This window comes from Streptomyces dryopteridis, from assembly GCF_049606955.1.
GTDB lineage: Bacteria > Actinomycetota > Actinomycetes > Streptomycetales > Streptomycetaceae > Streptomyces.
The window spans coordinates 856,216-870,622 of the sequence record NZ_CP187113.1 but is presented as its reverse complement, the minus strand read 5'-3'; the positions used below and the strand labels follow the sequence as shown (position 1 = coordinate 870,622).

Annotated in this window: 12 protein-coding genes; 7 read left to right on the top strand and 5 right to left on the bottom strand. The window is 75.5% G+C overall.

The features are described 5' to 3' along the window. The first annotated feature begins 258 nt into the window (after positions 1 to 258). The 4 genes from ACN20G_RS03495 (at position 259) to ACN20G_RS03480 (ending at position 5,735) form a co-directional block, all read left to right on the top strand. On the top strand, positions 259 to 1,602 hold the full coding sequence (locus ACN20G_RS03495; protein ID WP_424211231.1) for an SAV2148 family HEPN domain-containing protein: 1,344 nt from the start codon (positions 259 to 261) through the stop codon (positions 1,600 to 1,602). A 233-nt stretch (positions 1,603 to 1,835) separates the two neighbouring features. Then, on the top strand, positions 1,836 to 2,555 hold the full coding sequence (locus ACN20G_RS03490) for an exonuclease domain-containing protein (RefSeq protein WP_424211230.1): 720 nt from the start codon (positions 1,836 to 1,838) through the stop codon (positions 2,553 to 2,555). Positions 2,556 to 2,844: 289 nt separating this feature from the next. Beyond that, positions 2,845 to 4,608 carry a M48 family metallopeptidase gene (locus ACN20G_RS03485; protein WP_424211229.1) on the top strand — a complete coding sequence of 588 codons (1,764 nt, stop codon included), beginning with the start codon at positions 2,845 to 2,847 and terminating at the stop codon, positions 4,606 to 4,608. Continuing rightward, positions 4,605 to 5,735, top strand: coding sequence for a hypothetical protein (locus ACN20G_RS03480; RefSeq protein ID WP_424211228.1), 1,131 nt, complete (start codon positions 4,605 to 4,607; stop codon positions 5,733 to 5,735). Before ACN20G_RS03485 ends, ACN20G_RS03480 begins: the two co-directional genes overlap by 4 nt. A 22-nt stretch (positions 5,736 to 5,757) precedes the next feature. Here the strand turns inward: ACN20G_RS03480 and ACN20G_RS03475 are convergent, their stop codons facing one another. After that, on the bottom strand, positions 5,758 to 6,615 hold the full coding sequence (locus ACN20G_RS03475) for a phosphotransferase enzyme family protein (protein WP_424211227.1): 858 nt from the start codon (positions 6,613 to 6,615) through the stop codon (positions 5,758 to 5,760). A gap of 111 nt (positions 6,616 to 6,726) precedes the next feature. Between ACN20G_RS03475 and ACN20G_RS03470 the strand changes: the two genes are divergently transcribed. The 3 genes from ACN20G_RS03470 to ACN20G_RS03460 all read left to right on the top strand — a co-directional run bounded on the left by ACN20G_RS03470 (position 6,727) and on the right by ACN20G_RS03460 (position 10,313). Then, positions 6,727 to 7,293, top strand: a complete 567-nt coding sequence (locus ACN20G_RS03470) for a DUF1697 domain-containing protein (RefSeq protein ID WP_424211226.1) — start codon at positions 6,727 to 6,729, stop codon at positions 7,291 to 7,293. A gap of 26 nt (positions 7,294 to 7,319) precedes the next feature. Beyond that, positions 7,320 to 8,333 carry a ketopantoate reductase family protein gene (locus ACN20G_RS03465; RefSeq protein ID WP_424211225.1) on the top strand — a complete coding sequence of 338 codons (1,014 nt, stop codon included), beginning with the start codon at positions 7,320 to 7,322 and terminating at the stop codon, positions 8,331 to 8,333. A gap of 153 nt (positions 8,334 to 8,486) precedes the next feature. Beyond that, positions 8,487 to 10,313, top strand: a complete 1,827-nt coding sequence (locus ACN20G_RS03460; protein WP_424211224.1) for an acyl-CoA dehydrogenase — start codon at positions 8,487 to 8,489, stop codon at positions 10,311 to 10,313. Between the two features lie 70 nt (positions 10,314 to 10,383). Here ACN20G_RS03460 and ACN20G_RS03455 read toward each other — a convergent pair whose 3' ends face one another. The 4 genes from ACN20G_RS03455 to ACN20G_RS03440 all read right to left on the bottom strand — a co-directional run bounded on the left by ACN20G_RS03455 (position 10,384) and on the right by ACN20G_RS03440 (position 14,197). Beyond that, on the bottom strand, positions 10,384 to 11,187 hold the full coding sequence (locus ACN20G_RS03455; RefSeq protein ID WP_424211223.1) for a sirohydrochlorin chelatase: 804 nt from the start codon (positions 11,185 to 11,187) through the stop codon (positions 10,384 to 10,386). A 5-nt stretch (positions 11,188 to 11,192) separates the two neighbouring features. Beyond that, complete coding sequence (locus tag ACN20G_RS03450; protein ID WP_424211222.1) at positions 11,193 to 12,104, bottom strand: ABC transporter permease; 912 nt, start codon at positions 12,102 to 12,104, stop codon at positions 11,193 to 11,195. After that, positions 12,091 to 12,882, bottom strand: coding sequence for an ABC transporter ATP-binding protein (locus ACN20G_RS03445; protein WP_424211221.1), 792 nt, complete (start codon positions 12,880 to 12,882; stop codon positions 12,091 to 12,093). The genes ACN20G_RS03450 and ACN20G_RS03445 overlap by 14 nt, the downstream gene beginning before the upstream one ends. Positions 12,883 to 13,054: 172 nt before the next feature. After that, positions 13,055 to 14,197 carry an aliphatic sulfonate ABC transporter substrate-binding protein gene (locus tag ACN20G_RS03440; RefSeq protein WP_424211220.1) on the bottom strand — a complete coding sequence of 381 codons (1,143 nt, stop codon included), beginning with the start codon at positions 14,195 to 14,197 and terminating at the stop codon, positions 13,055 to 13,057. Positions 14,198 to 14,407 lie beyond the last annotated feature (210 nt).

Sequence of the window (14,407 nt, the reverse complement as noted above, 5' to 3'; positions counted from 1 at the left end):
ACGGCGGACAGCGGACGATCCGATCGACGGATCGTCACACCAACTGACGATCCGTCGATCGGAGGGGAACGTACCCGCCATCGGGCTGCGTGCCCCCTGAACCCCGGAGTACCCTTCCTTGATCGTCGGGGAGCGTCGGGAGGCGCCCGGACCGCGCCGCCGGCCGGTGTCGGAACCGACCCGGCCCCCCGGGGCGGTACGGTGCCCGGGACGACCCCGCGGAACACGAGCAGGACGAAAACAAGAGGCGGTGCACGGGTGAGCTCGGGAGGTCTGGAGCTGCCCCCTGGTGACGGAGGTCACGAGGACGGCGGACCCACCGAAGACCCGCAGGCCGGCATCGGCCCGGCCGGCGGCGCGCCCACCCCTGGGGACGACCCCCGGGGAACCGGCGGACGACACGACCCCGGCACCATCGCCGGCACCGTCGTCGCCCCCGACGCCGGCCCCGCGAACCGGCCCCTCACCGGCGCCGACCTCGACTGGGGCGCCGACGCCTGGCGCGAGGTCCGCACCCGGGCCCAACGCGCCGGCCGCGCCTACATCTGGCTCAACCTCGTCGAACAACGCCTGCGCGCCGTCGTCGGCGCCGTCCTGCGCCCCGTCTACGAACCGGTGCACGGACAGGACGACTGGGTGGTCGTCGCCGCCGGACCCGCCGGGCAGGAATGGGTGCAGCGGGCCGTCGCCGTCCGCGAGGTCAGCCGCCGCAAGGGCTACCTCCTCGACCCCGCCGACGACAACGTCCTCAGCTTCCTCACCCTTCCGCAACTGCGCGAACTGATGGTCCAACACTGGCCCTGCTTCGAGCCCTACTTCGACGACCGGCGCGAGATCGAGATCGCCCTCGACGAGCTGGAGGTCACCCGCAACGTCGTCTCCCGCAACCGCGCCCTGTCCCGGCCGATCCTGCAACAGGCCGAGCGGGCCTCCGCGCGCCTGCTGGAGGTGCTCGGCGGGGCCGGCGGCGGACCCGGCGCCGACCGGCTGCCCGTCGACGCCGTCGAGGACCTCGTCGGCGACCGCTACGCCGACGTCATCTCCGTGCACCCCGACCGGGTCCGGCTCCAGCGCCAACTGCCCGCCGAGGACCTCTTCGGCGGGGCCCGCCGCCTCGACGCCATCGGCATAGGGCTCAACCTGCTCGTGCAGAACTACTCCGGCCGCCGCCTGGTGCGGCTCGCGGACGCCGGCTGCACCGTGCGCCTGCTCTTCCTCAACCCCGCCAGCAGCGCCGTCAAGCGCCGCGAACGCGAGCTGGGCATGCGCAAGGGCGAGCTGAGCCGCTCCGTCGAGATGAACATCCTGCACATGCGTCGGGTCCGCGCCGGCCTGCGCGACCCCTCCGCCTTCCGCATCCACGTCTTCGACGAGACCCCCCGCTTCACCGCCTACCTCGTCGAGGGCGGCTCCTCCGGCATCGCCGTCGTCCAGTCCTACCTGCGCCGCGCCCGCGGCATGGAGGCCCCCGTGCTCGTGCTGCGCGGCCGCGACCGCGGCGGACGCGAACGCACCGCCGAGGCCGGCGGGGACTACGGGCTCTTCCCGACCTACCGCGAGGAGTTCGAATCGGTCTGGGAGGACTCCCGACCCGTCTCCTGACGCCTTTCCTGACACCCCCGACCCGCCCCGGCCCACCGGCGCCGCCGGCGGGCCGCGGCCGGGGCCCGAGCGGGCCTGTCGGTGCGGCGTGCGAAGGTGAGGGCCACCGCCCGCCGGAGGGACCCGGCCGGGCGGCACCACGTCAGCGACCGCACGACACAGCAGGGGGACCGGCCCATGGGGGACCAGCACACGGGGGACGGGCGCGCGCACGCCGGAGCGGGCGGGGCGTCATGAGCTGGGTGACCGGACCGATGGTCGCCTTCGACACCGAGACCACCGGCACCGACGTGGAGCACGACCGGATCGTCACCGCCGCCCTCGTCGCGGTCGACGCCGACGGCCGGATCCGCCGCGAACGCTGCTGGTTCGTCGACCCGGGCGTGGAGATCCCCGCCGAGGCCACCGCCATCCACGGCATCAGCACCGAACGGGCCCGCGCCGAGGGCTCCCCGGCCGGCCCGGCCGTGGAGGAGATAGCCGAGCTGGTCGCCTCCGTCCTCGCCGCCGGCACCCCGCTGGTGGTGATGAACGCCCGCTACGACCTGTCGCTGCTCGACCGGGAGTGCCGCCGGCACGGCGTGGCCTCGCCCGCCGAACGCCTCGCCGGCCGCCACCGGGGCACCGTCATCGACCCCCTGGTCCTCGACAAGCACGCCGACCGCCACCGCAAGGGCAAACGCTCCCTGACCGCGCTGTGCGCCCACTACGGGGTGGAACTCCAGGACGCGCACGACGCGCGGGCCGACGCCGTGGCCGCCGCCCGCACCGCCCGCCGGGTCGGCGCCGGCCACCCCGAACTGGCCCTCCTCGGCCCCTCCGACCTGCACGCCCTCCAGATCCGGGCCGCCGCCGACCAGGCCGCCTCGCTCCAGGCGTACCTGCGGCGCTCCGACCCGCAGGCCCGGGTGGAGTCGGCCTGGCCCTGGATACCCCGCCCCCGGGGCGCCTGACCCGGGGCCGTCGGCCGGCCGGATCACGCCGGTCCGCGGTGGGTCCGGGGGGTCGATCGGCCCGGTCTTGGGGCCCCGTTTGATCACGTTCCGGACACCGAGACGTCCCCGGTGTTCGACCGTGGCTCGAAACCCCGCATACTCGATCCCGTGCCACGGCACGCCGAGGCCCCGGCCCGGCCCGATCGCGCCTGACGACCCCCCGGGTTTCCGGCCGCCCGGGCCCCGCCCCGGGGACCGGCCGGTCGACGGCGCGCTGTCCTGGGCCCCGCGCCCGTCCACACTTAGCGTGTCATTCTCGGGGGATCTGCTCGCCATGGGCGCTTCTCTGCGCGCCGCCCGCGCGCTCGTACTCCTGGTCGGCTTCCACGCCCTCGGGCCACTGCTCACCCTCCTGCCCGCCGCCCTCGGCCTCGGGCTCTGGGCCCTGGTCGGCGGTCGGTTCCTGCCGCTCGCCGCCGTCTCCGCCACCGTGCTCCTCGGCATGAACCTCGCCCGGACCGCCAAGCGGATCCGACCCCCCGCCGCCGAACCCCACTCCGGCACCTGGGCCACGCCCGAGACCGAACCCGAGCTCTGGCGGGCCGTGCGCGAACTCGCCGACGCCGTCGGCACCCGCGCCCCCGACGCGATCCGGATCGTGCCCGACGCCTCCGTCGCCGTCACCGAGGAGTCCGGCCCCCTCGGCACCCGCCCCGGTCCCCGGATCCTGTACCTGGGCATGCCGCTGCTGCTGGGCCTGGACCAGGCCCGGCTCCGCTTCCTCCTGGCCCGCGAACTCGCCCGGCACGCCCCGCTGGGCACCCGGCGCGGCCCCGCCGTCGGTCGCGGACTGGCCTGGCTGCGCGGCACCGTCGCCGAACTCGAACGCCGCGCCGAGGAGCGGGCGCACGCCGCCGAGGGCGCCGGCGAGGAGGCCGAGGAGGAGCGGGCCGCCGAGGCCGAGGCGGAGAACCGGGTCGTGGAGCAGGCCGCCGCCGCCGGCTTCCACGTCCGCCGCGCCGAACGCCCCGAACGCGACGGCGCCCTCGGGCGCGCCCTGGAACGCCTCTGCGCGCGCTACGGCCGGTTCGTGCTCCGCGTCACCCTCGACGGGGAACGCGCCCACGAGTACGCCGCCGACCTCGCGGGCGCCCGGATCGTGGGCCGCGACGCCGGCAGCGCCGCCCTGCGCGAGACGGTGGTCCTGGCCGCCTTCCAGAACCGCCTCGTGGGCGGCTACGTGGGCATCGGCGCGCCCTTCGGCCTGATGCCGCTGCCCGGCGAGATGTTCGGCGGGCTGCCCCGCCTGCTGCGCGGTCGCCCGCACGACGCGGCCCGGCTGCGCGACGACCTGCCCGACGAGCCCGGCCACCCGCTGTCCCCGCGCCCGGCGCTGCTGGACCGCGTGGCCCGCCTGGAGATCCTGCCCGACGACGGCCTCGGCGTCGCGGCCCTCGAAGGACTGCCCGCCCAGGACCTGCTGGACAACCCGATCGGCAGCGCGGTCGAACTGGAGGAGGCGGTCCTCGCCGAGGGCCTGCTCGGCATGGAGCGCCTGGACTGGGAGGAACTGGTCCGGGTGGCCATGTTCCACCGCAGCCTGCGCGAGGCCGCCGCCGTCAGCGAGGCCGCGGCCGCCGCCGGGGTCCCGCTGCCCCCGCTCGACCCCGCCCACCTCCCGGCCGCCGACCCCGACGGCGCGGGGGGCGGGGAACCGGCCGAGGCCCCCGTGATCGTGCTGTCGACGCGCCGGATCCTCGACGCGATCGACGCCGACCCCGGGGTGCTGCACCGGACCGTGGACCGCTTCCCGAAGTCCGACGAGGCCGGTGCCGCCACCGGCCGGGCCGCCCGCGAATTCGCCCGCACCCTGGCCCGCGAGGCCCTCGACACCCTCGTCACGGTCGACCTCCTCGTGCACGAGGAGGCCCACTGGGCGCTCTCCTGGAGCGGACCGGCCGAGTTCCACCACCGCGACCCCGGGCTCGGGGACCGCATCGACGAGGCCCTCGACGCCGCCGTCGCCGACCGCCCCGACACCGACCCGTTGAGAAGGTTGCTCCCCGCATGACCGTTCTGCTCTGGATCTTGGGCGTCCTCGCCGTCCCGCTGCTGGCCTTCGGCCTGTGGCTCGCGTGGGTCTTCGTCAGCACCTACGTCCGCGAGACCCGCGGCCACCGGGAGGCCGCGGCCGAGGAGGCCGCCGCCGAGATCGCCGCCGAGGGCCTGGCCGCCGCCGGGTTCCTGCCGGCCGAGAAACTGGACACGGAGCGGGGCATGCCGCCGCGCGCCGACGAGGAGGCCGCCCTGGAGGCCGTCCGCGCCGGGGACTGGGAGGTCGGCGCCCGCTGGCTGGCCGCGGCCGGCATGGAACCCGAGGAGCGCTTCCAGCGCGCCTCGGCCCTCGCGCAGCTCGCGGCCGAGGACGACGCCTGGCTGAAGGCATGGCAGAGCGCCCGGGCCGGGGACGCGGACGCCGCCCTCGTGGAGGCCCAGGGCCTGGTGCGACTGGCCTGGCGGATCCGGGGCGCCAAGCGGGCCCAGTACACCACCCGCGAGCAGTTCGCGAGCTTCCACGCGGTCCTGGGCCGGGCCCAGGCGGCCACCCACCTCGCGCAGCGGATGGCCGACCCGCGCGACGGGGTCCCGTACGTGGTGGAGCAGGCCATCGCGCTGGGCCTGAGCTACTCGCACGAACGGTACGAGACGCTGTGGCGGGAGATCACCGCCCGCTGCCCGCGGATGACGACGGCCCACTTCAACGCCGTCCAGTACTGGTCGAAGAAGTGGCACGGCTCGCACGAGCGGGCCGTGGCCTTCGCGCGCTCCACCGCCGACGGGGCCCGCGCCGGCGAACTCCTCGCCCACCTGCCGCTGGTGGCGTGGTTCGAGCAGGTCACCCACGAGGACCTCGACGCCGACGAGTTCTTCAAGCGGCCCGAGATCGTCACCGCCGTCGACGCGGCCCTCGCCGACATCGGCGTCGCCCAGGCCCAGGACCCCGACAGCCGGGCGCTGTGGTGGTCCCGGCACATCGTCACCTGGGTGCTGTACTGGCAGGACCGCTACCCGGAGGCGCTGGCGCAGTTCCGCGCCGTCGACGGCTGGATCGGCGAGATGCCGTGGAGCTACCAGGCCGACCCCGTGGAGACGTACACCCACATGCGCGGCTACTGCCTGGCGCGGGTCGAGGACTGACCGACCCGGCCTCCCGGAGACCTCAGAAGGGGTACCAGCGGACGGTGGGGTCGCCCTCGCGCAGGGAGGCGACCCGCCGCCGGAACTCGGCCAGGGCCTTGGGGTTGACGGGCGCGTGCTGGGCGACCCACGCGCAGCTCGCGGTCTCGCGGGCGCCCCGCAGCAGGGCGTGCCCGGCCCAGGAGCGCACGTCCCAGCCGTAGGTGTCCACGAAGGCCCGGTGGGCGGCCTCGGGCAGCCCGTAGCGGTCGCGGGCCAGGTCGGTGACGACGAGGTCGTGCTCGCGCAGGTCGTGCGAGAAGGTCTCCAGGTCCACCAGGACCGGACCGTCGGGGCCCACGTGCACGTTGCGGGCCAGGGCGTCCCCGTGGATCGGACCCGGCGGCAGGTGCGGGACGAGGGCCGCGACCTCCCGGGCGTAGGCGTCGCGGCGCTCCCGCAGGAACGCGGCGTCCTCGGGGTCGATCGCCCCGCCCGCGAGTCGCAGCCAGCGCTCCACCCCGCCGAGCAGATCGCGCGGGGGCAGCGGCTCGGGGAAGGCGTCGGCGGGCAGCGCGTGCACGAGCCGCAGCAGCGCGGCCACGTCGGCGGGCTCGGCGGGCCGCACCGGGTCCGGGAGCCGGTGCCAGAGGGTGACGGCGTGCCCGCCGGCCAGGCGCGGGACCGGTTCGGCGGCGCGCACGGCCGGCACTCCGGCCTCGGCGAGCCGGGCGGCGACGGCGAGCTCACGGGTCGCGCGGGCGAGGAGCTCGGGATCTCGCCGGCCGACCTTCGCGATCAGCCCGTCGGTGGTGGCGAAGACCGCGTTCTCGCCGATGACCAGCAACTCGCCGGCGAGCCCGGCCTCCGTCAGGGCCTGGGTGGCCTGTGCCTCGTCCATGGTGCCTTCGCGTTCGGGTACGGGTCCGGGCCGCGTCGACGCGCCCGGGTTCGCCGATCAGTATCCGACACCGGAGGCCGACCGGCGCCGGGCGCCGCTACCCTGGGCCCCATGAGCGGATCCGAGGCCGTCCCGTACGTGTTCCTGTTGCGGGGGATCAACGTCGGCGGGCATCGCAAGGTGCCCATGGCCGAGTTGCGGACAGCGCTCGGCCGTCGCGGCTGGGGCGAGGTGCGCACGCACCTCCAGAGCGGCAACGTGGTCGCCCTCCACCCGCCCGGGGACCCCGACGAACTCGCCGCCCGGATCGCCGCCGACATCGCCGCGCACTTCGGCTTCGAGGTGCCCGTGATCGGCCTCGACGCCCCCCGGCTGCGGGCCGTCGCCGAGGCCCTGCCCTTCCCCACCGAGGGCGTCGACCCCCGGCACCTGCACGTCACCTTCCTCTCCGCCCCCGCCGACCCGGCCGCCCTGGCGGCCCGCGTGGACCCCGAGGGCCTGCCGCCCGACACCTACCGGGTCGGGGACCGGGTGCTGTACCTGTCCACCCCCGACGGCCTGGGCCGTTCGAAGCTCGCCGAGGCCCTGGCCCGCCCGAGCGTCCTGGGCCCCGACGTCGTGCAGACCACCCGCAACCTGAACACCGTCCGCGCCCTGCTGGCCCTGACCGACGCCTGATCCGGGCCGTGTGTCAGGCTCGGGGCATGCGTTACGTCATCATCGGCGCCGGGGCGATCGGCGCGACCCTGGGCGGCCGACTCGCCGCCGCCGGCCACGAGGTGCTGCTCGCGGCCCGCGGCGAGCACGCCCGCGTCCTGCGCGAGCGCGGACTGACCCTCACCACCGCCGACGGCGTCGCCGTGCACCGGCTGCCCGTCGTGGCCGGACCGCAGGAGGCGGGGGAGCTGCGCCCCGACGACGTGCTCGTCCTCGCCGTGAAGACCCAGGACGCGCCCGCCGCCCTCGACGCGTGGGGCGCGGCCGAGGTGGCCGGCGGGGGCACGGCCGCGCAGCGGCTGCCGGTGCTGTGCGCGCAGAACGGGGTGGAGGCGGATCGGATGGCGCTGCGCCGGTTCGCCCGCGTGATCGGCGTGTGCGTCTGGCTGCCCTCGACCTTCCTGGAGCCCGGCGAGGTGTCCGCGCTGTGCGCGCCGCTGACCGGGATCCTGCACCTGGGCCTGGCGGCCGGCGGCACCGACCGGACCTGCGAACGGATCGCGGCCGACCTGCGCGGCGCGGGCTTCGGCGCCCCGGTGGTGCCCGACGTGATGCGGTGGAAGCACGCCAAGCTGCTCTCCAACCTCGGCAACGCCGTCCAGGCCGTCACCGGGCTCGCCCCGGACCCGGCGAAGGGGGCGCTGGCCCTGCGGGCGATCCGCGAGGCGAAGACGGTGTACGAGGCGGCCGGGATCGTGTGGGCCGACGAGGCCGAGCAGGCCGCCGCCCGGGACGGGAAGGTGGAACCGCCGGCCGAGGGCGCGGCGGGGCGCGGCGGGTCCACGTGGCAGAGCCTGCGGCGGGGCACCGGCTCGGTGGAGGCGGACTGGCTGAACGGGGAGATCGCGCTGCTGGGCCGGTTGCACGGGGTGCCCACCCCGGTCAACGAGACCCTGCGGCACGCCGCGAACATCCTGGCCCGCGAGGGCTTCCCGCCCGGTGCCATGTCGATCGCGGATCTGACGGCCCTGGCCGACGAGGCCGAGGCGCGCGGACGCTGACCCCGGCGGGGGCGGGTGCGGGGATCCGGTTTTTACGATCTTCGGACCTCGGATCCGTCACCTGAGCCTTTTCGGTCATCGGGGCCGCTCCGCGAAGATCGAAAAGGCCGGAACTCGACGGCTCCGAGGGTCTCCCGCGTGCGTTCATGAAACGTGTCCCTCACTCACACGCGTCACACGAACCCCCTGAGTCACGAGAGCGGCGGAGATCCCGCCCTCCCCCCGCTGCTCTTCCGCGAAGGCGGCGCCGACCCCCACGCGGGTCTGCACCCCCGCTTCCGCGCCGCCCTCGCCGACCCCCTCTTCCGGCAGCCCGAGAAGGCCGACACGGCCGACCTGCACCGGCTCGCCTACGACCGGCTGCGCGCCCTCGGCCCGATGCCCGACGACCCCCGCGCCCTGGCCGCCGCCCACGAGTGGACCGCGATCGTCGGCGGCGGCGCCGCCACCGTCATCGGCATCCACTGGAACCTCTTCCTCGGCTCCCTCCTCGACGACCGGATCTCCCCGGCCCGCGACCTCACCCCCTACCTGAGCCTCGACCGCCTCGGCACCTTCCTGTGCACCGAACGCGGGCACGGCAACGACGCCGCCGCCCTGCGCACCACCGCCGCCTTCGACCCCGAACGCGACGAGTTCGTCCTGCACACCCCCGACGCCGACGCCCAGAAGTACATGCCCAACACCGGCGAGGCCGGCGGCCCCAAGCACGCCGTCGTCGCCGCCCGACTCCTCCTCGCCGGTCGCGACGAGGGCGTCTTCCTCTTCCTGACCCCCCTCACCGACGAGAACGGCCCCCTGCCCGGCGTCCGCGTCGACCCCCTGCCCGACCGCGCCGGCAGCCCCGTGGACCACTGCGTCACCGCCTTCGACCGGGTCCGCCTGCCCCGCACCGCCCTGATCCAGGGCCCGCACGGCCGGCTCGACCCCGACGGCACCCTGCGCACCGAGATCGGCAGCCCGCGCAAACGGTTCCTCACCGCGATCCGCCGCGTCACCACCGGCAAGCTCTGCATGGGCGCCGGCAGCGTCGGCGCCGCCCGCGCCGCCCTCGCCGTCGCCGTCCGCTACGCCGAACTCCGCGAGGTCTCCGGCCGCCGGGCCGGCACCAGGGTCCCGCTCACCGCCCACCGCAGCCACACCGCCCGCCTGCTGTCCGGGCTCGCCGCCGCCCACGCGATGACCTTCCTGCACCGCGAGGTCGTCGACCGCTGGACCCACCACCGCCCCGAGGACGCCGCCGACACCGAACGCCTCGTCGGCGTCGCCAAGGGCTGGCTCAGCTGGCGCGCCCGCGACCTCGTCACCGAGGCCCGCGAACGCTGCGGGGCCCGCGGCCTCTTCCACGCCAACGGCCTGGCCGGCCTCGCCGCCGACACCGACGGCGCGATCACCGCCGAGGGCGACAACCTCGCCGTCTGGTGCAAGGCCGGCGCCGAACTCCTCCTCGGCCGCGCCCTGCCCGAACCCGGCCCGCGCGCCACCGGAGCCGAGGACCTCACCGACCCGGCCTTCCTGCGTACCCTCTTCGCCGACGTGGAACGCGACCGGCAGGAACGCGCCCGCCGCGACCTGCGCGCCGGGGACCCCGACGCCCCCTTCGGCCGCTGGGACCACGCCTCGGCCGCCGCCCTCGACCTCGTGGCCGTGCACGCCACGAGCCTGGCCGCCGACGCCTTCACCGCCGCCCTCGACCGGGCCGAGCCCGCCGAACGCGCGCGCCTGACGGACCTGTGCGCCCTCTTCCAACTGGAGGCCCTGCGCCCGCTGCTCGGCGAACTCCTCCTCGCCGACCGCCTCACCCCCGATCAGGCCCGCGCGCTCCCCGACACCATCCGCGACCTGGTCGCCCGCCTCGCCCCGCACCTCGGCCCGCTGGCGGACTCCTTCGACCTCCCGCCCGAACACCTGGCCGCCCTCCCCTTCCTGACCCCCGCCGACCAGGGCCGCCCCACCATCCCCGCCCCGTCGCGCCCCTGACCCGCCCCGCGCACGACGAGGCCCCGACGGCGCGAGGCCGTCGGGGCCGGAAGGGGCGAAGCGGGGCCGGTCAGCCGGCCAGGGCCGGCACCGGGACCCGTCGCGGGGCCGCCGCCGCGTCGAAGCGGGTCAGGAGCAGGGCGGCCAGTTCCGGGGCCGCGCCCAGCACCTCGGCCAGGGCCTCCGCCCCGGCTTCCCGGGCGCCCGCCGCGATGCGGTCCGGGAGTCGGCCCGGGGCCAGCACGTAGGGGGAGACCGCCACGCGGGCCACGCCGGGCCGGGTGCGCAGCTCGCGCACGGCGTCCTCGACGCGGGGACCGGCGGCCGAGGCGTAGGCGACCGTTACGGCCGCCCAGCCGGCGCGCCCGCGCCAGTCGGCGGCCGCCGCCTCGATCACCGCCCGGGCCCCCGGGTCGGAGGTGCCGGCGGCGGCCAGGACCACGCCGGTGCGGGCGCGTTCGGCCCGTTCGAAGCCGGCGCCGGCCGCCGCGAGCCGCCGTTCGGCCGCCGCGAACAGCAGCGGGGACGGGCCCAGGACGCCGGCCTGCCGGATCCGCAGCCCCGGCAGCCGGGCCCCGGCCGCCGCGAGGACGGCCGGGATGTCGCTGCGGGCGTGGAAGGCGCGGGTCAGCAGCAGGGGCAGGGCGATCACGTGCCCCGCGCCCTCGGCGGCCAGGCGCTCCAGCACCGTCGCCGGGTCCGGGGCGTCGAAGTCCAGGAACGAGGTCTCCACCCGCTGCCCGGGCCGCTGTCCGCGCACCCGGGCCACCAGCGCGCGGACGGTCTCCGCGTGCCGGGGGTCCCGGCTGCCGTGCGCCACCACCAGCAGGACGGGGCCCGCCTCCCGTGCCGGGGTCGTGGACCGGGTGCGCACGGCGGTCAGCCCTTGGCGAGCAGGCCGCGGCTGCGCAGCACCCAGCGCTCCAGCGGGCTGAAGATCAGCAGGTCGATGGCGATGCCGACGATCAGGATCAGCAGGATCGCCGTGAACACCCCCGGCATGTCGATGTTGTTGCGGCCGTTCTCCAGCAACTGGCCCAGGCCCAGGCCCAGGTCGGGGGAGGAGGCGATGATCTCGGCGGCCATGAGCGAGCGCCAGGAGAAGGCCCAGCCCTGCTTGAGGCCCGCGAGGTAGCCGGGCAGCGCGGCCGGCATGACCACGTGCCAGGTGCCCTTGAGGCCGGTGGCGCCCAGGGTCCGGCCGGCGCGCAGGAACAGCGGCGGGACCTGGTCCACGCCCGAGACCAGCCCGTTGGCGATGGAGGGCACGGCGCCCAGCAGGATCACCGCGTACATCATCGAGTCGTTCAGGCCCAGCCAGATCACGGCCGGCGGCACCCAGGCCACCGAGGGCAGGGACTGGAGCCCGGAGAGGATCGGGCCGATCGCGGCCCGCACGAAGCGGACCCGGGCCACGAGCAGGCCGAGCGGGGTGCCGATGGCCAGCGCGAGCAGGAAGCCGAGCATGCCGCGCGAGACGGAGGTCCAGATGACCTCCAGCAGCGTGCCCTGGAGCCACAGGTCGCTCACGGAGGCCCACACGGCCCCCGGAGAGGGCAGCTTGGTGACGTCGGCGACCTCGGCGGAGACCAGGGACTGCCAGATCACCAGGACCAGGGCCACCGCCGCGACCGGCGGCAGCACCTTCTTGAGGAGCACCTCGCGGGCCGGGGTCCTGCGGACCTCGACGGCGTCCAGCGCGTCGAGCCCGGCCTCCAGGCCGGCCAGGTCGTCCTTGCGGCCGGGGTCGGCGGCCGAGTCGCGTTCGGGGGCGGTCTCAGTGCTGGCCATGACGGCGGATCTCCCCACGCAGGTGCTCGGTGATCTCAAGGGACAGTTCGGCGACGTCCGCGTCCTCGATGCGGCGCGGCTGCGGGATGTCCACCCGCCACTCCTTGGCCACCCGGCCGGGGCGGGAGGACAGCAGCACGACGCGCTCGGCGAGGCGCACGGCCTCGCGGACGTTGTGGGTGACGAAGAGGACCGACAGGCCCGTCTCCGCCCAGATCCGGGTCAGTTCGTTGTGCAGCACGTCGCGGGTGATGGCGTCCAGGGCCGCGAACGGCTCGTCCATCAGCAGCAGCCGGCTGTCCTGGGCCAGGGCCCGGGCCAGGGCCACGCGCTGGCGCATGCCGCCGGACAGCTCGTGCACCCGCTTGCCGTGCGCCCCGCCGAGCCGGACCAGCTCCAGCAGGCGCTCGGCCTCGGGGCGGCGTTCGGCCTTGGGGACCCCGCGCAGCCGCAGGGCCAGTTCGATGTTCTTGCCGGCCGTCAGCCAGGGGAACAGGGCGTGTTCCTGGAACATCAGGGCCGGGCGCCCGCCGGGGGTCTCGATGGAGCCCGCGCTGGGCGCGTCCAGTCCCGCGACCAGGTTCAGCAGCGTGGACTTTCCGCAGCCCGAGGCGCCGAGGAGGGTGACGAACTCGCCGGGCGCGACATCGAGGGTGATGTCGTCGAGGACGAGCTGGTTGCCGGCCGGGCCGGGGAACGACTTCGAGACGTGCTCGATGCGGGCGGCATGGGTGACCGCCGTGGTGTCGTCGGTGGCCTGGGCGAGCGTGGTGGCCATGGTCGTCACCTCCTGGGGGACGTACTGCGGGACGCTGGTGGGCGCGGGGCGGGGGTGCGGGTCGCGCGCGGCGCCGGACGGGGCGCCGGACGCGACGGGCGTCGCGGGCGGGCGGGCCGCCCGCGACGGGGCCGGATCCGGGGGGTGTCGGTCGCACCCCCCGGACCGGCGGTCACTTGACGCCGAGACCGGCGTCGGACACCTCGGGCTTGCCCGCGGCCTTCAGCACCTTGTTGAGGAGCTTCAGGTCGTAGATGCCGGCCAGCTCGGGCTGCTTGATGAGCTTGGCCTTCACCGCCCACTCGGACTGCGTCTTCAGGGTCGAGGCCAGCGGGTCGTTCGTGATCGCGATCGACGGCCACGCCGGGTCGATGACCTTGGGGTCCAGGGCCTTGCCGCTCAGCGCCTTCAGGGCGTTGTTCGCGGACTCCTTGGCCTTGTCCGGGTTGGCGTTGATCCAGTCGTTCGTCTTGACGGTGCCCTTGAGCACGGCCTCGACCACGTCCGCGTGCTCGGCCAGGAACTTCTGCGAGACGATGATGTTCGTGATGACGAACTTCTTGTCGGGCCACAGGGAGGTCTCGTCCAGGAGGACCTTGCCGCCGTCGGAGACGAGCTTGGAGGCGGTCGGCTCCGGCACCCAGGCGCCGTCGAGGGAACCCTGCTTGAACGCGCTCGGGGTCTCCTTGTTGTCGATGCGGACGACGGAGACGTCACCCTTGCCCGACTCGGGGTCGACCGACCAGCCCTTCTCGGAGATCCAGTTGAGGAACGCGACGTCCTGCGTGTTGCCCTTCTGCGGGGTCGCGATCTTCTTGCCCTTGATGTCGTCCAGGGACTTGATCTTGTCCGGGTTCACGACCAGCTTCACGCCGCCGGAGGCGGAGCCGGAGATGATCCGCAGGTTCTTGCCCTGGGACTTGACGTAGGCGTTGATCGAGGGGGAGGGGCCGATGAAGCCGATGTCGAGCGAGCCGCCGTTGAGGGCCTCGATCTCGGAGGGGCCGGCGTTGAAGGTCTGGGTCTTGACCTTGGTGCCGCCCAGCTCCTTCTGGATCAGGCCCTCCTGCACGCCGACCAGCGCGGTCGCGTGGGTCAGGTTCGGGAAGTAGCCGATCCGGACCTCGGGGACGGACAGCTTCGCGGCGTCGGGGCTCGCGGCCGCGGCCTTGCCGGTGTCGTCACCGCTCTTGGTGGCCTCGGAGCCGTAGCCGCAGGAGGCGAGCGCGCCGATCAGCAGGGGCAGGGCGGCCGCGGCGGCGAGGCCGCGGCGGACGGTGGTGCGGGCGGTGCGAGGGGTTCCGTTGGCAGGCACGGGAGGTGTTCCTCTCGGTGCGTCGCGGGTCCGGTCAGGACGGGCGACGTCTTCGTCGGTGAAGTCGTGGATCGGGCGGCGGTGCGTCGTGGGGGGTGTGGGCGCGCATGCGGTGCGCGTACGTCATCGCGCACATCGCGCCACCCCTCCCTGGCCGCTGCCGAGGGCGCCGCTGCCGACGCGGCCGCCCTCCTTCGCGAAGGTCGAATA

Coding starts and splice junctions, on each gene's coding strand:
- ACN20G_RS03490 (WP_424211230.1), top strand. CDS start 1,836: ATGAGCTGGGTGACCGGACCGATGGTCGCCTTCGACACCGAGACCACC.
- ACN20G_RS03480 (WP_424211228.1), top strand. CDS start 4,605: ATGACCGTTCTGCTCTGGATCTTGGGCGTCCTCGCCGTCCCGCTGCTG.
- ACN20G_RS03475 (WP_424211227.1), bottom strand. CDS start 6,615: ATGGACGAGGCACAGGCCACCCAGGCCCTGACGGAGGCCGGGCTCGCC.
- ACN20G_RS03470 (WP_424211226.1), top strand. CDS start 6,727: ATGAGCGGATCCGAGGCCGTCCCGTACGTGTTCCTGTTGCGGGGGATC.
- ACN20G_RS03465 (WP_424211225.1), top strand. CDS start 7,320: ATGCGTTACGTCATCATCGGCGCCGGGGCGATCGGCGCGACCCTGGGC.
- ACN20G_RS03450 (WP_424211222.1), bottom strand. CDS start 12,104: ATGGCCAGCACTGAGACCGCCCCCGAACGCGACTCGGCCGCCGACCCC.
- ACN20G_RS03445 (WP_424211221.1), bottom strand. CDS start 12,882: ATGGCCACCACGCTCGCCCAGGCCACCGACGACACCACGGCGGTCACC.